At 74.1% G+C, this 25,693-nt stretch carries 11 protein-coding genes; all 11 read left to right on the forward strand.

Annotated features, from left to right (window positions below; genetic code table 11):
- Nucleotides 1–83: 83 nt before the first annotated feature.
- The 11 genes from eccD to BM076_RS35645 all read left to right on the forward strand — a co-directional run bounded on the left by eccD (nucleotide 84) and on the right by BM076_RS35645 (nucleotide 25,667).
- Nucleotides 84–1,484 carry a type VII secretion integral membrane protein EccD gene (eccD, locus tag BM076_RS12085; RefSeq protein WP_093713472.1) on the forward strand — a complete coding sequence of 467 codons (1,401 nt, stop codon included), beginning with the start codon at nucleotides 84–86 and terminating at the stop codon, nucleotides 1,482–1,484.
- Nucleotides 1,485–1,515: 31 nt separating this feature from the next.
- Nucleotides 1,516–2,868, forward strand: coding sequence for a type VII secretion protein EccB (eccB, locus tag BM076_RS12090; RefSeq protein WP_093713473.1), 1,353 nt, complete (start codon nucleotides 1,516–1,518; stop codon nucleotides 2,866–2,868).
- Nucleotides 2,861–6,103, forward strand: coding sequence for a hypothetical protein (locus BM076_RS12095; protein WP_143120556.1), 3,243 nt, complete (start codon nucleotides 2,861–2,863; stop codon nucleotides 6,101–6,103). Before eccB ends, BM076_RS12095 begins: the two co-directional genes overlap by 8 nt.
- On the forward strand, nucleotides 6,100–9,384 hold the full coding sequence (locus BM076_RS12100; protein WP_093713475.1) for a right-handed parallel beta-helix repeat-containing protein: 3,285 nt from the start codon (nucleotides 6,100–6,102) through the stop codon (nucleotides 9,382–9,384). The genes BM076_RS12095 and BM076_RS12100 overlap by 4 nt, the downstream gene beginning before the upstream one ends.
- Nucleotides 9,385–9,481: 97 nt before the next feature.
- Nucleotides 9,482–9,817, forward strand: a complete 336-nt coding sequence (locus tag BM076_RS12105; RefSeq protein ID WP_093713476.1) for a WXG100 family type VII secretion target — start codon at nucleotides 9,482–9,484, stop codon at nucleotides 9,815–9,817.
- Between the two features lie 52 nt (nucleotides 9,818–9,869).
- Nucleotides 9,870–10,157, forward strand: coding sequence for a WXG100 family type VII secretion target (locus tag BM076_RS12110; protein WP_093713477.1), 288 nt, complete (start codon nucleotides 9,870–9,872; stop codon nucleotides 10,155–10,157).
- A gap of 6 nt (nucleotides 10,158–10,163) precedes the next feature.
- The gene (locus BM076_RS12115; RefSeq protein WP_093713478.1) at nucleotides 10,164–10,709 is read left to right on the forward strand and encodes a hypothetical protein; all 546 of its coding nucleotides are present in this window, start codon (nucleotides 10,164–10,166) and stop codon (nucleotides 10,707–10,709) included.
- A 165-nt stretch (nucleotides 10,710–10,874) separates the two neighbouring features.
- A complete protein-coding gene (locus tag BM076_RS37975; RefSeq protein WP_093713479.1) occupies nucleotides 10,875–13,871 on the forward strand; it encodes a WXG100 family type VII secretion target in 2,997 nt (998 codons plus the stop codon).
- 83 nt (nucleotides 13,872–13,954) lie between these two features.
- Nucleotides 13,955–14,389 (forward strand): YbaB/EbfC family nucleoid-associated protein, encoded by a 435-nt coding sequence (locus BM076_RS12125; RefSeq protein ID WP_093713480.1) that lies wholly within the window; start codon nucleotides 13,955–13,957, stop codon nucleotides 14,387–14,389.
- Between the two features lie 32 nt (nucleotides 14,390–14,421).
- On the forward strand, nucleotides 14,422–14,802 hold the full coding sequence (locus BM076_RS12130; protein ID WP_093713481.1) for a WXG100 family type VII secretion target: 381 nt from the start codon (nucleotides 14,422–14,424) through the stop codon (nucleotides 14,800–14,802).
- Entirely contained in the window at nucleotides 14,799–25,667 is a 10,869-nt protein-coding gene (locus BM076_RS35645; RefSeq protein ID WP_107416952.1) for a WXG100-like domain-containing protein, read from the forward strand. Before BM076_RS12130 ends, BM076_RS35645 begins: the two co-directional genes overlap by 4 nt.
- The last annotated feature ends 26 nt before the right edge of the window (nucleotides 25,668–25,693 follow it).

The following is a 25,693-nucleotide window of genomic DNA, read 5'->3' on the forward strand; positions in this document are numbered from 1 at the left end:
AACGTTGTCCGCCGTCCGTCCGCCGACCGTGCGCGCCGCACGGCGGCGACCGGCCGGCCCACCGGCAGGACAGGAGCGTGCAGATGACCACCACCCCCGTAGCCGCCGGCGCCGGGACGGGCACGGAGTTGTGCCGGCTGACCGTCGCGGGGCCCGACGGACAGGCCGACCTCGCCGTGCCGGTGACGCTGCCGCTGTCCGCGCTGCTGCCGGTGCTGGTCGAACACGTCGTCACCGACCCGCGCGACCGGGGCGCGCCGTGGAGCCTGCAACGGCTCGGCGAGGACCCGCTCGACCCCGACGGCACTCCGGCCGGGCTCGACCTGCACCACGGGGACGTGCTGTATCTGCGGCCGTCGGCCGAACCGCTGCCGAGCCTGCACTTCGACGACATCGCGGACGGCGTCGCCCACGTCGTGCGCACCCTGCCCGGCCGCTGGCGCCCGGCACTGACCCGCGGGCTCTGCCTGACCCTGGCGGCGGCGGGCGCGGTCGCGCTCGCCCTCGCCCTGGTCGGCCGGGGACCGGGCGACTTCGCCGGGTACGGCGCCGGCATCGCCGCGGTGGTGTTCGGCGCGGCGTGCGTCGCCGGTGACCGGTTCGGCGCGGACCGCGGCACCGTGCTCACCTCCGGTCTCGCCGCGCTGGCGATGGCCGCGCTGGCCGGGCTCGCCTTCCGGTCCGCGCCCGGCGGCGGCTTCGACCCCGGTGTGCCCGGCATCCTCACCGCGGCGGGCTGCGTGACCGCGGTCGGCTGCGCCCTGGTCGCGCTGCGGGCGGTGCCGCTGCTGCTGCCGGGCACCGCGACCGTCGTCGCCGCGGCCACCGCGGCGGCCGTCGGTCTGCGGCACGCCTTCGACTGGCGCACCGGACAGGCCGCGGCGGTGACGGCCGCGGCGCTGTTCGTCATCGGCCACTTCGGGCCCAGGCTGGCCCTGCGTGTCGCCCGGCTGCGTGTTCCCCAACTGCCGCACAACGCCGAGGAATTGCAGGAGGACATCGATCCGGAGCCGCAGGAGCGCGTGGAGCGGCGGGTGCGGACCTCGACCGCGTTCCTCGACACGCTCAGCCTCGGTTTCGCCCTGTGCTACGGGGCCGCCTTCTGGTTCCTGATCCATGAACACGGCTGGACCGGCTGGGCGTTGCCGCTGGTCTTCGCCGGGGCGATCCTGCTGCGGTCCCGCGGCCTGACCGGCGCGCTGCAACGAGTGCCCACCGTCGTCGTCGGGTCGGCGGGGCTGGCCGCGCTGCTGCTCCAGCAGTGGTCGACCGGCGGGCCGGCGCAGCGCGGTGTGGCGGCCGCACTGCTGCTGCTCACCGTGCTCGGGCTGCTCGCCGCCTCCTGGCGGCTGCCGACCACCAGGCTGCTGCCGGTGTGGGGACACAGCGGCGACATCGCCGAGACGCTGACGGCCACGGCGCTGCTGCCGTTGCTGCTCCAACTCCTGCACGTCTACGCGCGGTTGCGCGCGTGGGCGAGCTGACGGCGACGGACACCGGAAGGAGGGACGGACGATGCAGACACGACGGGACCATCTTCACGCCTACCAGTTCGCGGTGGACCGGCTCGCCACCTCGTTGACCACGGGCGACGCGAGCCGCGGCGAGAACCCCACGCGGCGCTCGGCGTTCGGCACCCTCTTCGGCACCGGCGTCGTGATCCTGCTGTGCATCGGCTTCAGCGTCTACGGTCTGATCGCCCCCGTGCCCGACCACTCCTGGCGCACGCCCGGCTCGTACATCGTGGAGAAGGAGACCGGCAACCGCTATCTGCTCATCGGCGGTGAACTCCGGCCGGTCCGCAACTACTCCTCGGTCCTGCTCTACTCGCGCGGCGCCGTCGCGCACAGCGTCTCCCGCGCGGACCTCAACGGCATCACGCACGGGTCCGAGATCGGTATACCGGGGGCGCCGGACCAAGTGCCCACCCCCGACCGGGTGCTGGGCGGCTCATGGACCCGCTGCCTGCGGCCCGGCCTGGCGCACGGTCAGAGCGTGGGCTTCGGCACGGCCGCCACGGGCAGCCTGTCCGTCGCCTTCCCCTCCGACCGCCAAGTGCTGCTGGAGAGCGGTGACGGCGACCGCTACCTGCTCTGGCGGGGGAAGAAGTACCCGGTGCCGGGGCTGCCCGCGCTGATGGCCCTCGGTCTCGACGGCGACCGGCCGCTCGCCGCCCCCGACGACTGGCTGACGGCCGTGCCCACCGGGCCCGCGCTGAGCGCGGTGCTGCCGGCCGGCCGCGGCGAGCCCGCCGGCCGGGTGGCCGGACGGCCGGTCGCCGTGGGCCAGTTGTTCAGCACGACCACGGCGGGAGAGCGCCACTTCTATGTGATGACCCGTCAGGGAGTGGCCCGTACCAACGCCACCGAGTACTCGCTGCTGGCCGCCGACAAGGCGAGCCCGGAACCGCGCTCGGTGTCGCCGTCGGCGCTCGCCGCCGCGCGGGTCTCGGCGGACGACGCCCTGCTGACCGCGCTCCCCGACGTGGCGGGAGCGCCGGCCCTGCCGGCCGGCGACCACGCCGTCTGCCTGGCCCAGCGGGTCGCCGGTTCCTCACTGCGGACCGACGTGGTCGTCGCGGGCGGAGCGGTGGCCGACGGCGACCTGACGGCCGTCGTACCGACCGGTCACGGCCTGGTGGTGCGCAGCCGGGAGGCGGTGCTGCACAAGGTGCCGGACCCCAAGACGTATCTGATCACCGACGACGGCACCGCGTACCAACTGGCCACCGACGACGTCACCGCCGCGCTCGGCCTGTCCGGGCTGGTGTCCGTCCTGCCCGACCAGGTGATCGCGCTGCTGCCGCGCGGGCCGGTGCTCGCGATGCCCGCGCCCGACGAGGGAAAGGGCGGTACGTCCCGTGCTTAAGGGCATACGGTCGATCGTGCCGATCGGCAGGCCGCTCCAGCGGTCGGTCGCGGGCAACGCGCTGCTGCTCCATCCCCGGGGCCGGCGCGACCCGGCAGCCTGGCGGTTCGCCGCTTGTCTGGCGCGCGACGAGCAGCACACGCTGGTGGTCGTCGACATCCCGGACGACACGGTCGGCGACGCCGCGGAGGCCGTGACGCACGCGCTGTCCGACCGGCCGGGCAGTCTGCGGCTGGTGCTGGGCGGCGGCACGTCGCAGGACGTACGGCGCACCGGGCAGCGCATCGCCGACTCGCGGGGCGCCCTCGTCGTGGTGCCGGACGGGGAGCTGCTACCCACCGCGGGCGGCGGTCTGTCGGTGCCGGGCGGCCGGGGGTCGGGCTGGCTGCGGATGCGGCCGGGCCGGCCGCCGGAGCACGACTCCATGCACTTCCCCAAGCCGCACTGGCAGTTCTCCACGATGGACCGCCCCTGGGCCACCAGCCCGTACGGTGTGGTCGAGCCGCTGCCCTGCGGGGTGTGGCTGCGCGGTGCGCGGCCGGACGCCGCGGCGGAGAACAGGCGCTGGCTGTTCGACCGGCTGTACGCCGACCCCGATGTGATGACCGTCGTACTCGGCTGCCCCGGCGGTCCTGCCGTACCGCTGGCGGACGTGGCCGGTTTCTGGGCCACGGTGATGCCGTCCGTACGGCGCCGCACCCGCTTCGTGCACTTCGGACCGGTGGCGCTCCCGCAGGAGGGCGAGGCGCTCGGCCAGCAGCTGGCGGATCTGCTGGACGCGCAGGTCGCCGTGCTGGCCGGGGTACCCGTGGAGGCGCGGACGGCGCCCGACCTGCCGCCGCGAACGGCCCCTCGGCTGGCGGACGGCCGGCTGGGGGATCCGGCGTTCGCCGCTGAACTGCGGTACGCCCCGCGCGGCGCCGCCACGGCCGCGCCACCGCCCGTGCTGGTCGGTGTGCGGGAGCCGCTGTCGGGCTACCGACCCCTCGGCACGGGCGTCTACGAGTACACCCTCGACGCGGTGCTCGAAGTGGTCCAGAGCGGGCTGTGGGTCCGCCCGCACCAGGAACCCGCCGACGGCGACGACGTACGCCGCATCCCGCCCGCTCCCGGCGAGACCCTCGTCCTCTTCGACCGCGGGGCGCCCGGCATGGCGTCGCGCATGCACGCGCTCGCCGAGGACATCGTGTGGCGGCTCGGCGCCGACGGCCGCACCGGTCTGGTGGTACGCCCCGCCGACGATCCGGCGCTCGACACGAGCGCGTGGTCGGCGGAGCCGGTGGCGGTCCCGGACGCGCGTGACGCCGTCGCCGCGGCGATTCCGGCGCCCGCCAGGCCCGCGGGCGTGCCGCCCTGGGCCGCCGAGGCCGCGGCGGAGGCCGTGACCGAGGTCCCGGCGGAGCCCGCGGCGGCGGGGGAGAACGTACGGGCCGCCGGCGGCGCCGTCGCGCCGGTGCCAGTGCCGGTGCCGGAACCCGCCCGGACGGACGACGCCCTGCTGTCGGCGACGGCCGCCGCGGACCTGTCGGAACCGCCGGTCCGCGGCCTGCGGGAGGAGAGCGCACCGCCCGCGGAACGGCCTTCCGCGCCACAGCAGTTGACCGCCCTGGACTCCGACGGCATGCCGTCGCCGCCGACCGCGGCGACGGTCATGGCGGAGGCGGGCGCGGCGGAGGCGGGCGCGCTCGAAACCCCGGTGTCCGGGACGGCGGTGGCGGAGCCGGACGAACCCGCCGACGGCGTCGGGACGGCCGAGGGCGCGACCCGGTCCGGGGTCACCGTCCAGGCGGCGACGCACACCGCTCCGCCGGAGTCGGCCGCGCCGCGGACACCGGCGGCGACAGCCGAGCCCGGCCCGCTGCCGCTGCCGGGCGCGGACCGTCCGGCGCAGCCGCACGCCGCTCCCCCGGCCACCCCGGCCCCGGCTCTTCCGATTCCCACGAGCACCGAGCCGAGCCCAACGCCACCGACCGCCGTCCCCACGCCGGCCCCGGCATCCCCGGCGCCGAACCTCCCCACGAGCACCGCCCCGGACACGACGCCTCCGGCCACTACCCCCTCTCCGGTCGCCACCCCGGCCCCGGCCCTCCCCTTCCCGACAAGCACCGACCCGAGCGCGACACCCCCGACCGCCGCCGCCTCTCCGACCGCTCCCGCTCCCGCGGCCGCCCCGGCGGCCGTGCCTCCGGTCAACGGGATCACCCGCGCCGCGCCGGGCGGACCGGCCGGCGCTCCGGCGGCTCCGCGGCCGGTCGGACTGCGCCTGGAGTCCTCGGAGCCCGTACCGTCGGCGGGGGCGGACCGTACGTTGCCGGAGGCCGTACCCGACGCGCCGTCCGCGACGGCGCCGACGGTCGCCGCCGGCGCCCGGGTGCTCGTACAGCCGGTGCCGAAGGGCGCGGCGTGCGCGGTGCCGCCGGAGCGGGGCATCGAGCGGGAGCGCGAGTGGGTGCGCAAGACCTTCCGCGCCCAGTACGACGCCCTGGCCGGAACGGTGGCCCGCGTGATGTCGCAGGTGCCGGGGCTGCGGGACGTCACGGGCGGCGGCGCGGTGGACGCGGAGACCGACCTGGTGGCGCTGCGGCTGTATCTGTCCGGCAATCACGCCGAGGTGGACGCCGCTGTCCGGTCCGCGCGGACCGGGCCGCACGTTCCGCTGGCCCGCTGCGTGGCGTCCGGGCTGCGCCGGCTGCCGTCCCACCGCGGCCCCACCCTCTTCGACGCCGAGCTGTCCGCCGCGCAGCGCGCCTGGTACACCGAGGGCCGGCTCGTGACGGAGTGGGCGTTCTGCGCCGCCTCGCTGCTGCCGGCCGGCTCCGCCCCCGCCGTCGCGGCGCCGTCCTTCCTGATGTGGTCGATGACGGCCCGCCGTACGGGTCCGCTCGACAGCGGCGCACCGGACCGGGTGATCTTCCTGCCAGGCACCGCCTTCAAGGTGCTGCGCCCCGCCGAGGGGCCCGAAAGCCCGGTGCTGCTACGGGAGTTGACGCCGCAGGAGGTCGGCCCCGACGGCCGCGTCGCGCCCGGCCGCATCCCGCTGGACGACCTGGCGCTGGAGAGCCTGACCCGGGCGGCCGACTCCTTGTCCGCGAAGCCCGCTCCGGTCGCCCCCGGGCCGAGGAGTGGTCCCGCGGCCGTTCCGCCGGGCCTGCTGTCCGCCAACGGCCGGCCCCGTACCGGGGTCCGGCCGCCCGCCCCCGCCGAGAGCACACCGCACAAGGGAGCGACGCTGTGAACCGTCAGGTACTTGTGGTCTCCCCCGACCGGCCGGGCGCCTACCGGTCGCCGGCCGAGGCGCTCGCGGACGCGGCGGACGGCGCGCTGATCACCATAGGTCCCGGCCGTTACGACGGGGCGCTGCACGTGGTCCGCGCGGTGACGCTGGCCGCCGAGGACCGCGGCGGAACGGTGGAGCTGCACGCCGCCACGGGCAGCACCGTCGTCGTGGACGCCGAGGCCGTGCAGATGTCCGGACTGACCCTCACCGGCGCCGACCCCGAGGCTCCGGTGCTCGACGTACGGCGCGGCCAGGCCGCGCTGGACGGCTGCCGGGTGACGGGCGCGGCCTGGACCTCCGTCCTGGCCTGGGACGCCGGCACGGTCGCGTTGCGGGACTGCCACATCGGCAACACGCGGGGCGCGGGCGTCGTCGTCACCTCCGGCGGCGGCAACATCATCGAACGCAGCACGGTCGCGGAAGCGGGTTCGTCCGCCGTGGTCGTGGCGGAGCAGGGCCGGCTGGTCCTGCGGTCCAGCACCCTGGACCGGCCGACGGGCAACGGACTGTGCGTCAACGGCCAGGGCTCTGCCGTGGTCGAGGACACCCGGATCACCGGCAGCCGCAAACCCGCCCTCGCGGTCGAGCAGCAGGGCTCGGCCACCTTGACCAAGGTCGCGATCTCCGGCAGCGGCGCCCTGGACGCCTTCCTCGCCGGCAGCGGCGCGATCTCACTGACCGACTGCTCGCTGACCGGTTCCCTGGGCGGCTCGGTCTACGTCAAGGAGAGCGCGCCCGTGCTGACGGGCTGCGTGGTCAGCGGCGCCGCCCAGGGCGGTATCCAGGCGGCGGCGGAGGCCCGGCTCGTGCTCGAACGCTGCCAGGTCGCGGACGTCCCCGTGGGACTGATCGCCGAGGACGGGGCGGAGGTCAGCGCCGTCGACCTCACCGTACGGAACGCGGCGACCTGCGCCGTCCGGCTGACCGGCGGCGCCGCCAGGTTCGAGCGGCTGTCCGTCAGCGAGGGCGGCGGCGTGCGGGCCGCGGGCGGGGCCCGTCTTGAGCTGAGCGGGGCCGAGATCACGGCTGCCGGTCCGCACTGCGTCGATCTCGACGAGAAGGCCGTGGCCCGGCTGTCCGGAGTACGGCTCAGCTCCGGCGGCGGTGCCTGCCTCAGCGTGGCGGGTTCGGCGCGGGCCGAACTGGACGACTCCACGCTGCACGGCGGCGCGGCCGTCATCGGCACGGACGGCGAAGTGAGCGCCCGGGACAGCGAGTTCAGCGGCTCGGACGGCGACGGCGTGCTGCTGACCGGAGGTTCACTGACCGCGGTCGGCTGCCGGGTGCACGGCGCCCGGTCCAACGGCGTCAAGGTGGCGTCGGGTTCGCGCGCGGAACTGAGCAACTGCACCATCCGTGATAACGGCGGCGAGGCCATCGCGTCCGACGACGACACGCAGGTCGCCGTGCACGACTGCGATCTGCACGACAACGGCGGCGGCTCCTCGCGGGGCGGCGGGCCCCGGACGGCCGTGGCGTCCGCGGGAGACGGCGGCGGCTCGGGGCCGCGGCCGGCGGCTCCCGCGGAGTTCCGCGACGGCGCGGTCGGCGGCGGCCCGCTGTCCGAACTCCAGGCGCTGGTCGGCCTGGAGAGCGTCAAGCGCGAGGTCACCGGGCTCATCGACCTGAACAAGATGACCAACCGGCGGATGGAGATGGGCCTGCCCATGCCTCCGATGAGCCGCCATCTGGTCTTCGCGGGACCGCCCGGCACCGGCAAGACCACCGTGGCGCGGCTCTACGGCGCTGTACTGGCCGAGTTGGGCGTGCTGCGCGAGGGCCACATCGTGGAGGTGGCCCGCGCGGATCTCGTCGCGCAGATCATCGGCGGCACGGCCATCAAGACCACCGAGGTCTTCAACCGCGCGCTGGGCGGCGTGCTCTTCATCGACGAGGCGTACACGCTGACCAACCAGTCCCGCGGCACCGGACCCGACTTCGGTCAGGAGGCCGTGGAGACGCTGATGAAGCTGATGGAGGACCACCGCGACGAGATCGTGGTGATCGTCGCCGGCTATTCGGCGCTGATGGACCAGTTCCTGTCGTCCAACCCCGGTATGGCGTCCCGTTTCGCGCGGACCGTGGAGTTCCCCAACTACGAGCCGGACGAACTGGTCACGATCGTCCGCGGGTTGTGCGCCAAGCACTACTACGAGCTGGACGAGGGCGCGCTGGAGGCGCTGGACCGCTATTTCGTCGAGATCCCGAAGGGCGAGACCTTCGGCAACGGCCGGGTCGCCCGGAAGGTGTTCGAGGAGATGATCGGCCGTCAGGCGACCCGGCTGTCCGGACAGTCGCAGCACGACGACAGCGCGCTGAGCATCCTCACCGCCGAGGACGTGACGCCGCCGCCCGGCGGCTCCGCGGGCGCCGGCGGGGAACCGGAGCTGCCCGATCTGCCGGGCCTGCGGCGGCTGGCGGGACTGACCGGTCTTGACGGCGCCCGCTCGGCGCTCCGCGCGCGGCTGCGTGCCCTGGCCGCGGTCGGGAGCCGCCCGGCCGGGCCCGAGCGGGTCGAGCCGTTGCCGGTGCGCGCCAACGTCGTCATCGAGGGCGCCGCGGGCAACGGCCGGCGGGCGCTGGCCGCGCTCTACGGGCGCTGCCTGGCCGAACTGGGGCTGCTGCCCACCGGAGCCACCCGGCACGTCCGGCTGTCCTCGCTGCCGGCCCGGTGGCCGGAACAGCCGCTGCTGCGGCTGGCGTCGGCGCTGGAGGAGACCGCGGGCGGCGTGCTGGCGCTGGAGTGGACCGAGGCGTTCGAGCAGCGCAGCCCGCAGTCCCGCGAGGCGGTGCTCGCCGCCCTGGGACGGGTGGTGTCGGCACCGGGCGACACCGTACTGGCCCTGCTCGGCACTCCCGAGCATCTGCTCGGCCTGATGCGGGAACGGACCGACGTCGCCGAGGGGTTCGCGGAGTACGTGCGCCTGGAGCCGTACACACCGGAGCAGTCCGTCGAGCTGGTCAGGCGGCGGCTGCGCGACTACGGCTTCCAGTTCGACGAGGAGGTGGCCGTCTCGCTGCGCGAGACCTTCGGACGGTCACCGTTCCCCGTCACGGCCCATCAGGCGCACCGGCTGGCCGAGAATCTCGCGGCCACCGCCAAGTCCCGTGCCGTCACCCTCGCGGACCTGCCGCGCCGCGCGCCGGAGTCGTCGCCGGTGCTGGCGCCGGACGAGGCGTCGCAGGCGCCCCGGCCGCAACCCCCCTCCCAGCGCCCGGAACCGCTGGTGAGCACCTGAGTTTCCCGCCTGCGCGGCACCGGAGAACGGGCCGCGGCGGGCGGGGATACGAGCACCACCCCACAGGATCGACACCACAACGGAAGGAAGTCCGGCAATGGCTCTGACGTCAGTCGAACTCCAGGGAATGACGGCGGCCCAGGGAACGTTCCAGACCGCCCTCGACCACGGCGCCACCTCGTACGCGCAGATGGCCGGGCAGATCGAGGGTCTCAGCGCCAGCTGGACCGGCGACGCGTCCAGCATCTACTCCGGCGCCATGCAGGCGTGGCTGGACGACTTCAACAAGGTCAACCAGGCGCTGCGCACGATGCTCGAGAAGCTCCAGCAGAACACCCATGTGTACGCGAACACGCATGAGGAGACCCAGCAGACCGCCCACCAGGTCGCGCAGAACATCGCGTCGGGCGTCACCGCCCTGCCCGGTTTCTGACCGGACCTGACCGACCAGCGCCTCCCCCGATCACAGTCAAGGAGCAACCACCATGGCGACGTACACCGTCCAGATGGAACAGGTCGACACGATCGTCGGCGAGATGAACGCCATCACCCAGCGCATCAACCAGACGCTGGCCGACCTCGACAACCAGGCGAAGGTCAACCTGGCCGAGTGGACCAGCGACGCGCAGGCCACCTACGCGCAGGTCAAGGCGCAGTGGGACGCCGCTGCCGCGGACATGACGCAGAAGGCCGCGCAGGCCACCCAGCAGCTCGGCAACATCAACGAGTACTACTCCCAGGGCGAGCGGGCCGGCGTCCAGCTCTGGAGCTGATGAGCCATGACCTACGGCACCCTGGACGGCACGCTGCCGCCGGATCCGCCCAAGCCCAAGCACAAGCTCGAGGAGTACGACGGCGGAACCACGCTGCCGGACGGCAGCGGGGTCTACTCGGACGGCACGCCGTTCGACCCGCCGTCGGTGCCGGGCGGCAGCGGCGGCGGCAAGGGCACCAGCGTGGACACCCCGTCGATGACGCTCTTCGCGGACAACATCGGCAAGCTCGTCCCGCCCACGCAGGCCGCGTCCAAGAAGCTGGAGCCGATCTCCGTGGCTCCCGGCGCCTTCTACCACGCCGACCAGATCCGCACGAAGGTGAGCGGGCTCAACGGCGACGCCGGTCTCAAGTCGCAGTACGTCAAGGTCCTCGCGGACCTCGCGCAGGGGCTCGGCGACCTGCGGGACGGCGTGACCCAGCTGGCGGCGAAGTACACCTCGCTGGAGGACGCCAACTCCATGACCGCCACGGATCTCCAGACCGCCATGCAGTCGGCGACGGGCGACTTCACCGCGCTCCTCACCGATTCCGGCGGGGCGGCCGCATGACGGCGCGCCCGCACCCGGGCGCATGAGGCCCCGGCGGGACCGGCCACGGTCCCGCCGGGGTCGCCGGCACCACCCCGGTCCAGGGGCGTCCACGGCGGACGTCCGTACCACCAGCGCGGCGGCCGGGACACCAGTGATGGCTGATCGACGGAGGACACCTTCGACATGGGTACCGACTACAACGGCGGCGGCTTCACCCAGAACGACGACGGTGCGGTCTTCGGCGACCCCTCGGGGGCCGGCTCCGTCGCCGACTACGACAGCTGGGACTGGAAGCAGATCGAGGCCGCGATCAACGGCATGTCCGCCGGGACGTCGGACTCGGAGAACGCCGACCACGCGGCGGCGGTCTCCTCCCCGCAGAGCCTGCAGGACGCCGCCGACGCCTTCTACCACGTGCAGAACGTGCTCGCCGGAGTGGCGAAGGCCATTACGGACCAGACGAACGCGCTGACCGGCGAGAACGGTCCGTGGAAGGGGGACGCGGCGGACGCGTTCCACGACATGATGATGACGTTCGCCAAGCAGGTGACCGCCACCGCCAACGTGCTGGCCGGCGGCGACGCCGACGGCAACACGAGCGGGACCGGCCACTCGGTGCCGCAGCAGCTCGCGGACAACGCCGTCAATCTCGCCAACGCCCAGCAGAAGATCCACGACATCGACGTCTGGTACGCGCACCAGGCGTCGTTGATGGGTGTGACCCCGATGAGCAACGGCCTCATCCCGGTCAGCAAGAAGCCCGAGATCGTCAAGATGCTCAACCGCGACATGCGGGCGGTGCTGAAGAATCTCGCCGGCCACTACCAGGTCACCATCGACTCGGTGCGCCCGCCGGGCCCCATCACCAGTCCCACCGGCGGCGACCAGCCGGGCGTCGACGATCCGCCGCCGACGGACACGCCGCCCGACACGCTCAGCCCCACCGACATCACGCCCGCGCCGGTGGCGCCGCTGGCGAACACCGATCTGACGGGGACGCCGACGCTCACACCGACGCCCTTCGGCACGGCCGCGGACTTCGATCCGTCGGGCAGCGGCTCGCCGTCCCCGTACACCGGCAGCCTGGACAGCAACGGCCCCGGCTCCGGGCCGGGTTCGGGCGACACCGACGGGCTGGGCGGCCTCGACTCGCCGAGCGACCTCAACGCGCTGGGCAACCCCAACGACACGTTGGATCCGACCGCCCTGGACAGCATGCTCAACCCGGGTGCGGACGGCTCCCCGACCGGCTTCGGCGGTGGCACCGGTCTCGACGGTACCGGCACGCTGGGCGACGGTCCGGGCTCGCCCGACAGCGCGTTCAGCGGCGATCCGGGCGGTTCCGGCGGCCCCGGCGCGCTGCGGAACGCCGTGGTGTCGCCGTACGGCGACACGGGTCTCGACGGTCCCGGCACGGTGGGCGGCGACGGCGGTTTCGACGGGCTCGGCGGCGACTACGGGCCGGGCGGCGGCGTCACACCGGCCGCGTTCGCGCCCTCGGCGTTCGGCGGGGGCACCGGGCTGAACGGCTCCGGTACGCTCCCGGACTCCGATCTCGTCGAGGATCCGTCGGCGTGGACCGGGCAGACGAACCCGGCGGCCTACCCCGGCGGCTCCGGCCTCAACGGCAGCGGCGTCAGCGACCTCGCGGGTTACGACCCGGCGGCCTTCCCCGGCACGAGCGACCTCGCGGGCTACGACCCGGCGGCCGTCGGCGGTGGCGCCGGCCTGCACGGGTTCGACCCGGCCGCGAACGGTTTCGGTCTGGAGTCGGATCTGCCGAGGACCGGGGCGGCGCCGTTCCCCGGCACCACGGAGACCGGCGCGACCGGCACGACCGGCGGGGGTATGCCCTTCCTCCCACCCATGACCAACGCTGGCACCACCACACCCACCGGCGAACGCAGTGACGCCAGCGGACTCCTCGACCCCACCACCGAACCCTGGAACGGCACCACCGACCTCGACGGCACCGGCCTCCCCACCACCGGCACCCCCCACCCCCACGCCGACACCAGCCTCGACCTCCCCACCACCACAACCACCCCGTATCCCGGCACCACCGACACCAACGGCGAGACCGGCACCACCGGGACTGCTGGCGGGGGCATGCCCTTCCTGCCGCCCATGACCAACGCCGGCACCACCACACCCACCGGCGAACGCAGCGACGCCAGCGGACTCCTCGACCCCACCACCGAACCCTGGACGAGTCCGGAGGGGGACGACGACGCGGTGGCGGGCGTACCGGTGGCGGGAGCCGCGGGGCTGTCCGGGCTTCCGGGGCCGGTGGCCGAGCGCTCGGAGCCGGTCGGCGAGGTCCAACCGGCCGCGTCGGAGGAGGAGTTCACGCAGCCGGCCGCACCGGCGAGCGCCGTGCAGACACCGGGGACGGCCGGCATGCCGTACCTGCCGATGAGTCCCGGCGGGGCGCCCGGCGGCTCGGGCCGGTCCGAGGACGACGAGCACGGCGGGCTGGTGGAGCGGGGCGACGAGGAGTTCGGCGGCGCGCCGTCGCAGGCGGAGGTCGCGGGCGAAGCGCTCGCCGCCGGGATCAATCTGGCGCCCGCGTCGTCGCCGGCCGCCCCGGCTCCCGGCGAGGCCGTGCCCGCCACGGAAGAGGTCGCCGCCGCGCCCGAAGGCGGTGCGGAGGCGGCGGCCGAGCCGGGCGATCCGCTGGTCGTCCTGCGCCCCTCCGACGACGACCTGTCGGAGGTGGATGTCGCGGCCTGGGGCCTGGCCGGAGCCTCGTTCGTCCCGCTGCTGCTGGCGCGCGGTCAGCGCGACGAGGAGTCCGAGATCGACGCTCCGGACTATGCGACGGCCGACGACGGCACCTGGGGCCCGCACGCTCCGGCGACCGGCGGCGAAAGCGGTGCGGAAGGAGCGGACGGCGCGGAAGGTGACGCCCCGAGCCTGGTCACCTGGCGCCCGCAACGCGCCGCCGCCACGTCGGCCGGATCCGCCGCCGTCTTCACGAGCGCCGGCCCCGGCTGCGCCGCGGCGGGCGATGAAGAGGCCGAGGAGGAGGAGTCCGGCTGGGACGAGGAGCCGGAGACGGCGCGGGCCGAGGGAGCCGCCGAGGAACCGCCGTCCCGGGGCATCGCCGACCTGCTCGTCCAGGAGGGCGACGCCACATGGGGCGCGCCCGCGGGCGACACGACGGGCCAGGTGATCTAGGCCGTGTCCCGAGCCCCCCGGAGGTCCGGTCCACGGACCGGCCCCGCCCCCGCCCGCACCACCGTACGGACCAGGAGGATCCCGTGAGCACGCCGTACGACCGGAGCATCGAGGAATTGCTCGCGCTCTACCGCAGGCAGCGCGAAGAGGCCGTCGAGACGCGGCGCAGGATCAACGAGGTGACGGGCACGGCCACCGCGCCGCGGCAGGCGGTGAAGGTGACCGTCGGCGCGCAGGGCGAGGTGACCGCGCTGGAGTTCCCCACCGGCGCCTACCGCCGCATGGCGCCCAAGGAGTTGGCCGACCTCCTCGTCAGCACGATCGCCGAGGCCCGTGCCGACGCGCTGGACAAGGTCTCGGACGCCGTTTCGCCCGGCCTCCCCGAGGGCGTCACCGTCGGCGGCCTGCTGCGCGGCGAGGCGGACCCCCTCGCCTTCCTGCCGGAGGACCCGGCGATGCCCGATCAGGTGCGCGACTACCTCGACAACGGACGCCCCGAAGGGGCTCCCCACCTCTGACCGGCACCGATTCACCGTCCCAGGGAGTTCCCATGGCAGATACGTTCTCCGTCGACACGGAAGGTCTGGACGGCCAGCTTCCGTACATGCAGCACCTCGCGGAACGCTTCAACAGCGTGCACAGCACGCTCCAGGCGCGGCTCGGCGCCGTGGGCGAGTGCTGGGGCGACGATTCGAGCGGCAGGCAGTTCCTGAACCAGTACGCCCGGCCCAAGGAGGAGATCCTGGAGGCCATGGAACAGGCCGGGGAGGTGCTGCGCAGCACCGGCGACGGGCTGCGCACCATGGCCCACGGCTACGAGGTGATCGAGGAGGAGAACGCCGCCGCGTCACGGCAGTTGAACGCTCCGTCGGTGGACCCGGACGTACCGGGCGACACCGGTGGCGGCCGGAGGGGTTCCACCCACTCGTGAGCATCAATCTGCCCCCGGAACTCGGCTGGGTCGCCCGCCTGGCCGTCGGCACCTCCTGGCCCAAGGGCGACGAGGACAAGCTGCGCGAACTGGGCCTGGCCTGGGACGAGGCCGCCCAGGCGCTCGCCGCCATCAGCCGGGAGATCTCTCCCGCGACCCGAGGCGTGCTGAACAACATCGGCGGATCGGTCGCCGAGGAATTCTCGTCCTTCGTGAGGCAGTTGCAGAAGAACGTGCCCGAGATGGCCACCGGCGCCGGCCAGTTGGGGGCGCTCGGCAAGAACACCGGGGTGCAGCTCGAATACGCGAAGTACATGATCCTGGTCCAACTGGTGTGGCTGGCCGCCGAGATCGCGCAGCTCGCCTTCTGGGCGCCCGAGGCGATCCCGGCGATGATCACTTCGGTGCGGCTGATCGTGCAGATGCTGCTGCGGCGGCTGCTGACGTCGATCGCCACGGGCGTCGGCATGATGCTCGGCATGGACGCGGTCATCCAGAGCATCCAGATGCTCAAGGGCGACCGGACCTCCTGGAGCGTCGAGAACACCGTCGACGCGATCATCGGCGGCGCCATCTCGGGCGGTATCAGCGGCCTCGGCTTCGGCCTCGGCGGCGCCTTCGTACCGAAGTTCACCGGCTCGCTGATCGGCAAGGGCATCATCGGCGGCGTGACCGGGCTCGCCGGCACCGCCGCCACCAACGCCGCCTTCCACAGCGGTGAGCCGGAGGATCTCGCCTTCGGCGCGGCGGCCGGGGCGCTGGGCTCGCTCGGCGGCGGTGGTCGGCGGCGCGGCGGAGGCGGCGACGACACGCACGTCGACGACCTCCATCTCCACCTGCCGGACACCATGGACCTCCCCGATCCCGGCGGCCTCAAGCCGCCGACGTTCGACATCGGCGGGGCCGGCGATTTCGGCGGGTCCAAGGGCGTCGGTGGGACCGACGGCTTCGGCGGTACGGACGGCGTCGGCGGTACGGGGACACCGCCGGGCACGTCGCGGTCGGCGGTCCTCGGGGACGGCGAGCACCTGGCCGTGGACCACCCCGCCGACGCGCCCGCGACATCGACGGACTCGGCCGCCCCGCCCGCCGTCGCGCCTCCCGGCAGCACCGGTGACGGCTTCGTCCCGACCGAGTCCGGTCCCACCGATCTCGTCGGCGGCCGCCATGGCTCGGTCGACCTCCCGGCCGACACCGCCGGGGGACCTGTCACCACGTCCCCGGCAACCGCCGTTCCCACCGGGGGCGACACCCGGCAGCGCGGCGCGACCGGCAGCGGCGGCGGACACGCAGCGCCGGGCGGACACGACGTGAACGCCCGGGCCGAGGCCCCGGTCACCGACCGCCCGGCCCCCACGAGGTCGGAGGCGTCGTCCGGAACGCGAACGGGCGGCGGCGGGGAGTCGACCGTACCTGTCGCACCGGTCACGTCGGCCGCGTCCGTGGCACCGGCCGGACCGGACACGGTCGGACACAGCGGTTCGGGCCGGGGCGACGGACCGGCCGTCGACAGCCACGCGGCCCCGCCCGCGCCGCCTGCCGAACTCCGGGATTTCACCACGGAGTTCACCGCTCACGGCGATACGGCGCCCCGCCCGGAGACCGTCTCGGCCCCGGAGACCGTCTCCGCCCCGCAGCCCGCCGCCGCACCGGCCGCCTCCGGCACGCCGACCACGACGTCCGGCCACGGCGGCGGCTCGACCGCCACCGCCCCACCGCCCCGGACCGACGCACCGCACGGCGGGGAGGAGGTCGCGCCCCGGGCGCCCCGCCCGGTCACCTCCGTCACCGGCGGGAACGACGCCCCGGCCGTCCACGGCGCTCCGGCGGGCGGCCCGAACGTCGGCCACACGGTTGGCGGCGGTGGCGAGAGCGTCCGTACTCCCCCGGCCGCCACCGCCACCTCCGGCGCCCCCGACGTACGGACCACCGCGCCGTCCACCCCGCCGCCCGGCGTACCCACCGCGCACAGCACGCCCGTCGGGCAGGCCCCGCCCCACACGGTGGAGTCATCGGCGCCACCGGTCACTCACGGCGGACCCGACACGCCTGTGGCGGCTCCGGTCCCGCACCCCGTCACCTCCCCCACCGGGCCCGTGACGCACGCACCGGCCGCCACCGGTTCCACGCCTCCGCCGTCGCACGCCTTCCCCGAGGTGCCCACCCACGCCCCGGGCACGCCCGCCCCGCAGACCGCCACCCCCGCCTTCCCGGAGGTGCCGACTCACGCCCCGGCCACCCCCACCCCGCAGACCGCCGCCCTCCGCGAGGTGCCCACCCACACACCGGTCACCCCCGCCCCGACAGGGGCGACCGCGTTGCCCGATGTCCCCACGCACGGGCCGGAATCCTCGGTCGTCGTCCACGCCCCGGCCGACCCGGCGACCCACGACGTGCCGGAATTCCCGGCCGTGCCCACGCACGTGCCCGGCGGTGGCACGGGCGAGGTCGGCGTCCTGGGCGACGGCAGTGGCAACGGCCCCGCCGGGCACGACGGCACGCAGACACCGCTCGACTCCGGCGGCTCGCAGCACGGCACGTCGAACGGGCCCGGACGGACGACGGCCGAGGACTTGGCGAATCTGCCGTCGCCCCCGCACGACCTCCCCGTCCCCGGCGGCGCCGGCCACCCCCTCGGTGACGCGCCGGACGCGCCCACCGCGCCGCCCGTCTCACCGCTGGTCCACGTCGGCCCGCGCGTCGACGCGCTCGACCGGGCGGGACGCGCCGCGGGCATGCCCGGCGATCTGCGCGAGCAGTACCGCGACGCGATCGGCCGGGCCGCGGACAAGGGCGACCTGTCCGGGGTGACGCGCGGGCTCTCCCAGTTCCGCGACCACGTCAACCTCAGCTCGGTCAACCAGCGTTACGAGGCGTTCCGCAAGCACTCCGGCGCGGGATTCGACGCGATCGACGCCCCCGAGTCCTCCCGGGACGGCTGGCGGAATCTGGTGGACTCCGTCGAACAGGCCCGCCGGAGCGGCGATCCGGATCTCCTGGACAGCCATCTTCGTGAGTACACCAACTTCGTCGAGAACCACACCTCGCCCGACCGCCTCACCGGCCAGGACGCCCCCCAGCCCTACCATCCGGACGTCGAGCGCATACGGCGGCAGTTGCTGACCGACGGCGGTCCGGACTCCGACGCGTTGCGCTCCCAACTGACCGAGGCGCAGCAACTCGCCGACTTCCAGGACCGGATCGACCGGCTCCGGCAGGAACCGCCCGGTGGCGACGGCACGCCCCCCGCCGATCGCCCGGAGCCCCCGCCCACCGACGACGCGCTGCTCGACCGCCTCCGCGACCTGAACGAGAACGACCCCCACGAGCGGCTGCTGACGCAGTGGCTCGACGCGACCGACGACCCCGCCGATGCCGCGCGTGTCATCCAGGACCTGCACGACTACCGGGACCAACGCGGCCTCGAACAGCGGCTCCAGGACCTCCGGACCCCGACCGGTCCCGCGCCGCACACCGGGGACGGCGAGCCGGCCGGCGCGCGTCCGCACGAGGACGGGCCGCACGGCGACGGCCGGGAGGGGAACGGGTCCGGGGACCGCCATGTGCCGACGGAGGAGGAACTGCGCGACCGGCTCGCCGCGCTCGACCCCGACCGCCCGCGTCCGCACGAGGGCGAATCCGCCGAGGACGCCGCTCGCGCGCTGGACCGGCGCCTCGCAGAACAGAGCCGGGCGGAGGAGGAGTTGCGGCACCGGATCGACGGACTGCGGGAAGAGATCGACCGGGCGCAGGCGGATTACCACCAGGCGCTGCTGACGGGTAATCAGGGTGCGGCGGGCCAGGCGTCCCGGCATCTCGACGGCCTGCGCGAGCAGTTGGACCGGACACTGCCGTACGACGAACGCGCGTCGGACCTCCGGCGGGAGCTGGGCCAGGACATCCTGAACCAGCCGCACGACGCGGACCACCTCGGCCGGATCAGCGGCGGAGGGACGACGGCGGGGACCGCCACGGACGGTCCCGTACGGCACGGTCCGGTGACCGGGCAGCCGTCGACCGACCGGCCGACGCCCCATGAGCCGATGACCAACGGTCCGGCGACGCACGAGCCGACGACCGACCACCCGGTCACCGGCTCCGACGCCCGCACCGGCACCGGCAATCCGTCGACGAGCCACGACACGCCGTCCCCGGACCGCACACCACCGACGCGGAATCCGTCGTCGCAGCCGGGCTCGGAACAGATGCCGCTCCAGGAACGGCCCCGCCCGGCCGAGCCCACCGGCGACGGTCTGCGCGGCCCCGAACGCGTCAGCGGCCCCGTCCCCGACACGCGCGGCCTGGACGAACTGCTCTCCCCGCCGCCGTCCCCGCAGGTCCACCGGCCGCCGACCATGGCGGTGGACCACACGCCGCGGTTCGTCGTGCGTTCCGGCTTCGACCAGCGCAGCTTCGACGTCGGCGGACAGCGTTACACCGACCTGACCGTCAAGGTCGCCTTCAATGCCGAGCACCTCGGCCCGCAGGAGGTCGCGGACGCCTGGAACCGGGCGCGGGAGGGCGTGGACACGTACTTCAACTCCCCCGGATACCGGCTGCCGGGCGGCGATCTTCTGCATGTCACCCTTGAACAGGCGGCGCCCGGCGAGCAGTCGCACCTGACCGTCAATCTGTCGCACGGCGACGGCAGCGGGCTGACGGACCAGCGGAACTGGACCACCGACGCACCGCCGATCACCTACGCGCACGAGATCGCCCACCAGTTGGGACTGCGTGACGAGTACCGGGAGCCGGACGGCTCCGGCCGCGCCTCGGTGCCGGGCGGTCTGCTCGGCAATTACCACGAGCCCGCCGAACACGGCCTTCCCCAGGGCGGGTTGGGGCAGCGCCACCTCGCCCTGCTGGGCGCGCTCACCGGTGGCGGAGGCGACGGCGTGCACCACGCGGGCACGGACACGGAGACGCAGACGCGCGGCGCCGACACCCACAGCGCCGCATGGCAGGACGCGCGTGCCGGAACCGCACCGGTCACCCGCAGCCACACATGGGTCGATCCCGTCTCCAACCCTCTTCAGGAACACACCCCGCCCCCGCACACCGCGCCACCGCACACCTCCGACACCCACACCGCCGAACCGGCCACCACCAACACGCACACCCCAGACACCCACACCGCCGACCCGGCCACCTCCGACACCACCACCCCCGTCCACGACCATCACCCCCCTGCGGAGGACATCGCGGACGACACCAGGGACGGCACCAGGGACGATTCCGCGGACGACACCGCACCCGTCCCCGTCCCGGCGCCCGCCGACGGGCCCCGGGAAGGAAGCGGCGTCCTCACGGAGCCTCCCGAGGATCCTCCGGCGGGCGTCCTCGGGAACGATCCGCACCATGCCGCGCTGATCGGCAAGCGCATCGTGGAGGCGCCGGGCCCGGAGGCCGTCCGGGACGCCATCGTCCGCAGGCTCGGCGACGCGGCGCAGCACCCCGAGGTGGCGCAGCAGTTGAACGGCATGCTGGATCCCGCCAATTTCCGCAAGCAGTACCCGCGGATGGCGGACAACGGCTGGCGCTTCACGCTGTGGGCCGACGGCAAGGAGTTCGAGGTCAGGATCGGCGCGGACCTGACGCCGTGGCACCTCGACCCGGCGCACTCCCCGGCCAAGGAGAACGACGGCGACGGGCTGGAGTTCGGCTCCGGCGGGAGTCACGAGCCGCCGAAGGACAAGACTCAGCTCGTCGCCGCCGCGGCGGGGATCGACGTCAGCCCGAACATCCCGATTCCGGTCAATCCCCGCGTGACGGTGATCGTCGGCGGCAGCGGAAAACTGGGCGGCGTCACGACCGACGTCGAGACCACGGCGGCCACGAAGACCTCGACGGACGACGCGGTCAAGCTCACGTCGAAGACCGACAGTTACACCACCCAGGTGACGTTCGACGTGTCGGTGTCCGACAGCAAGGGCCGCCCGCTGACCGACGGGGGCGCCGCGGGCCCCCTCGGCGGTCGGATGCGCGCCGACGTGCCCCGTACCCGGCCCCCCGCCGACGGCGTGAACACCTGGCAGGGGTGGAACAGGCCCCCCGCCACCGCCACGGACTCCGGGCACAGCACCGCCACCGGCCACCCGCTGACCGCCACCGGCCTCGACGACGTCCGCACCGCCGTCTTCGACGCCCTGCCCGCGGAGAGCACGGTCGGCGGCAGCGCCCACCGTGACATCGTCGACTTCCTCGACCACGACCACGTCGTGAAGAACTTCGAGCAGGTGTCCAGCCGCGGCGGCCTGATCTCGGACCCGATCGAACTCTCCGACGGCAGCACCGCCCGTCTCACCCTGTCCGCGGCGCCGCAGGACACGACCGTGCTGCGCACCACCGACGCCACGACCACGGTCGGCACGTCCGCCGGCGGCGAGCAGGTACGGAACCGCTCGCAGACCAGCGGCTGGGGAGTCGGCGCCAGCCTCGGCGCCTCGGGACAGGTCCACAAGAACAACGACACCGGCGAGGCCACCTTCCTGACCGGGAGCGGCGGCTACTCCTACGGCCGGACGACGGCGCACGGCGGCAAGAGCACGCACTCCCACGAGGCGGGCGGTTCCGTGGAGCGCACGTCCCCCGTCGACGTCGTCTCCACCCGCGTCCAGTGGCATGTGTCGCTGACCCGGCAGCACTTCTCCCCCGGCGGCGACGGTCTGCGCGCGGTACGGACCGAGGAGATCACCGACCACACCCCTCCACCGCCGCCGCCGGACGGCGCCGTCGCGATCCCGATCGAGCCGCCGCACCGCGCGCCGACCGGCGACGTCGTGCGCGCCCTCCCGCGACCGGCCACGGCGGCGGAGCCGGTGACGGCCGCCCCGCCGGCGCCGCTGCCCGCGGACCGCCTGCGAGCGCCGGACACCGCACCGCGTGTCACCTTCTCCGACTTTCCCCACACGGAGCAGTTGGTCGACCACATCGTGGCGACCGCGCACCAGTCGGCTCCGGGACTGCTGCCGCCGCCCGAGGCCGTCCACCGTCCCGGTACGGGTACGGGTACGGGTACGGGTACGGGTACGGGTACAGGAACGGGAACAGGCACGGGAACGGCCACCGGTCCGCAGCCGCGCGTGACACCTCAAGCCCTGGAGAATCTGCGGCAGTTGCGAACGCAGCTCACCGGTTCCCGGCTGCGCGGCGGCGGTCAGCAACTCCTCGACGGCACCTACCGCGTCAGCCTCGACAGTTCGCACCTTCCGCTGCTCAAGACGAAGACGTACGACATCCTGGTCCGCGCCGGCCTCGGCCCGGGAGTGCACGAAGGCACCCAAGCCGTCACCGCCAAGGGCGCGTTCAAGCAGACGACGGCCAACGACCGCGCCATCACCGAGGCCGTCAAGCACACCGGAACCCTCACCGGAAACCTGCGCGGCTCGCTCGACCACACCTCGTACAACCAGGGCTTCCTCAATCTCAACGGCGAAGGCAGCCTCGCGCCGTCGAAGAACGTCACGGTGAGCGACAGCATCGAGGTGAAGCGGACCTTCAGCGTCACGGGAGACCAGGACCGCTCCACCCATCCCGTCACGTACGACACGCTCCTCGTGCCCAGGACCGGCGATCACCCGGCCGAGGGCTTCCCCGCGCTCGCGGGCGAGCCGCACCACAACGAGATCCGGCGGCTCGACACTGGCGGCAGCGTGTCCGTGGGCGTGACCAGGACCAGGAACGACGCGGACGTGCCGAGGACGCTGGACGTGACGGCGACCGGTCTGCCCGCCCACCACTTCGTCCAGCGCGTCGACGGACGCGACGGTCTCAAGAACGCCATGGAGGAGTCGCTCAAGAGCGCCTTCACCACCCGCCACGACGACTCGCGCGTCTCGCTCCGGCCGGACACGCCCGATCTGCACGACGTCGTCACGTCGTTCGCCTCGCAGGACAGCGCACGCGACCTGGTCTCCTCCTCGCACGCGGGATGGCGCAACACCGCGGAGCAGCACGTCGGTTCCGGCCGGCACCGGGACGCCGTCGGCCTGTCGGTGCGCACCCGCTTCGGCCGGCTGACGTACGAGCACACGCTCGCGGGCGACGGCAAGCTCGAACTCGAGACCACCGCGGGCGTCTCGGCGAAGACCCAGGGCAAGACCGCCGTGGGCGGAAAGGGCGGCGTCGGGGGCGACTTCGGCCGTTTCCCGAGCGCGCCCAAGGACCCGCACGTCTCCTCGTACCAGATCCGGGGCGGGGTGCGGGCCAAGGGCGGCTACGGGGGGAACACCGCCGAATCCGTCAAGCACACGGCCACCTCCAACCTCAAGACCGGTCGCACCGGCTCTCTGCACGTCTACTCGGCAGAGGTCAGGACGACCGTCCAGGGCCATGTGACCGACGCGGGCGGCAGCGTCACGTACGGCGATCCGCAGACCGCCACCCAGCACGTACGCCTGCTGCTGTCCGACGACGACGTACGCTCCCTCACCGGCCCGCGGCCTGCGGCCGATCCGCCGCCGCAGCGCCGGGCGGTGCCGCTGGAGGACGGGCACAGCGCCGGCACCCGGATCGAATTCCCGTCGACGGACGCGATCCACCGGGAGATCGACCGCCAGTTGCGCGGCGACACCCGCCCGCCCGACGAGGAGGCGCGCCCGGACCTCGACCGGATTCCCGTCGAGGCGCTGCCGTTCGCCGACCTCATCACCCCGGACGTCCTGTCGTCCCGCTACGACGAACTCGTCAGCACGGGCATCCTGGTGCACGCGGTGCACAACTGGCGTGGTATGCGCACCGTGACACAGGTGCTGGTCAAAGGTACGCCCGAGGGCTGGCACGACGACGGCCGGCGGATCACGTCGGACGCGACGCGCAAGGTGTCCTCGGCCGACGAGGTCACGGGCGACCGCGGCCACAACCACTCGTGGGGCGGGGACGGCAACGTACGCGTCTCCTATCGCGCGCCCGCCGACCAGGCCCACCTGAACAATGTGACGTACGCCGCCACCGGGAGTTCCGAGGCGTCGGGGAACGACTCGCACGCGGCGGCCCAGAAGAACAAGGTCGAGTACAAAACGCCGTTCAAGGGCGACCAGCACCGGTTCAGTACCCGTATGACCTTCGACGTCACGGCCACCCGCCGCAATCCGGCCGGACGTTTCACCAACCTCCCGGCGCCGCGCCCGGTCCGGCTCGACGGCGATGTCGTCGGATGGGTTCCCGAGTCGATGACGACGACCGGTCCGGTGACCGCTCACGACGCCGTGACCCATCCCGGGACCGGGACGGCCACGGGTACCGACGCCGGAACCGGAACCGGGACAGGGACAGGGACCGGACGGCACCAGCCGCCCGCGTCCGCCGAGAACGGCATCGAGCTGGGGCCCGTCCGCGGCGGCACCCCCGAACAACAGGCCCAGTGGCGAGCCGACTTCGGCTCGGGTCACGAGCTGATCGGCGTCACGCACCCCGAGCGGCTCCTCGACAGCGGACGGGAGTTGCTCAGGACGCCGCGGCCGTGGGGGCCGGGACCGCTCGGCCGGCTGGGGTCGGTGAGTTCGACGATGCTCGACTCGGCCACCGGGGCGGTCGGGCACGCCGCGTGGAGCCTGACGCCCGAAGCGGCACGCCGGCACCTCGACACGTACATCCACCCGCCGAACGTGGCCCCCGGCCATCGGCAGTACCACGACCAGACCCTGCCGCTCTCCGAGCAGGTGGCCCTCCGGCAGGCCCTCTCGGAACCGGTTCTCCAGGCCGTCTTCCACGACCTCAAGGACTCCGGGACCGGCTACCGCACCGTCCCGATCGGACAGGACGGCAGCACGGGGCTCCAGGTGACGATGCGTCCGACCGGCGACGCGCAGGTGATCACGCGCCGCCAGGACGCACAGGACCAGATCACCGTGACGGCCGAGAGCTCGCTGACCCCGGGATCGGGAAGAGGGTTGTCCTACAGCATCACGCCCATGGACGTCTCCTTCCTGACCAGGAATCCGAACTGGACGATTCCGGTGGCCCCGCTGAATGCCGTGCAGATCAGCAGGGACCAGTCCTTCCCCGGTGACTCCTCGGTGACCTCGGCGCCCGGCGTCCCGGGCCGCACCCTTCCGCCCCGGGCCGTGCCGCACGATCTCACCGGCGACAAGCCCGGCGAGGGCGCCACGAAGGGGACCCAGGTACTCGTGCGCCAGCCCGTCGAGATCACCGTGCGCAAGTACGACTCCGGTGGCGCGTACGGCGGCACGGTCACCACGGAGCACCACATCTCGTACTGGAGGACGGAGCAGCCGGCCGCCGATCCCGGCGACGCGGTCACGGTTCCCGGGACGGACGCCGTCGTCGTCGACGGCGGCGGCGGCGACACTCCGCAGCACGCTCCCGAGGTTCCGGTGGCCCCGGCAGTCCCGGTGGTCCCCACGACCGGCGCGCCGGTCGCGCGCTGGGACCTGCCGGCCGACGGGACCGGGAGTGACGGCGGTCCGTCGTTGAGCCGGCCCCAGACCGAATGGCTGCGGCAGCGGGCGGCCGATGTGGCCGATCAGGTGGTGGCCGCCGTCCGCGGCGGCCGGCCGGTGCCGACCGTCGCGATCCGGGCGCAGAGCCTGGTCGAGACGGGTGGCGCGCCGCACTTCGGGAAGTCGCTGGCGCTCTCCCGCCTCCGCGCGGACGCCGCCGCGGCCGTCTTCGACGGTGCCCTGGCGTCCGCTCTGGCCACGCTCGGCGCGGACGGGCCGCCGGTGCCCGCGGTGACGGTCGAGACGATCGCGGGACCGGCGGCCGTATGGCCTCCCGCCGCGTCCGGGGAAGGGCCCGCGAACGGCATCTCCGTCGTGCTGACGCGGGCCCCGGGGATCCCGGTGCCGGCCGGTCCCGCGCCGCACGACGTCGGCCGATCCGTCGCCGGTCCGGCGTCAGGATGAGCGCCTGCTCCAGGACCCGGCGGCCG

The organism is Actinacidiphila alni (genome assembly GCF_900112845.1).
Lineage (GTDB): Bacteria > Actinomycetota > Actinomycetes > Streptomycetales > Streptomycetaceae > Actinacidiphila > Actinacidiphila alni.

Coding starts and splice junctions, on each gene's coding strand:
- BM076_RS12130 (WP_093713481.1), top strand. CDS start 14,422: ATGGCAGATACGTTCTCCGTCGACACGGAAGGTCTGGACGGCCAGCTT.
- BM076_RS37975 (WP_093713479.1), top strand. CDS start 10,875: ATGGGTACCGACTACAACGGCGGCGGCTTCACCCAGAACGACGACGGT.
- BM076_RS12105 (WP_093713476.1), top strand. CDS start 9,482: ATGGCTCTGACGTCAGTCGAACTCCAGGGAATGACGGCGGCCCAGGGA.
- BM076_RS12115 (WP_093713478.1), top strand. CDS start 10,164: ATGACCTACGGCACCCTGGACGGCACGCTGCCGCCGGATCCGCCCAAG.
- eccD (WP_093713472.1), top strand. CDS start 84: ATGACCACCACCCCCGTAGCCGCCGGCGCCGGGACGGGCACGGAGTTG.
- BM076_RS12110 (WP_093713477.1), top strand. CDS start 9,870: ATGGCGACGTACACCGTCCAGATGGAACAGGTCGACACGATCGTCGGC.
- eccB (WP_093713473.1), top strand. CDS start 1,516: ATGCAGACACGACGGGACCATCTTCACGCCTACCAGTTCGCGGTGGAC.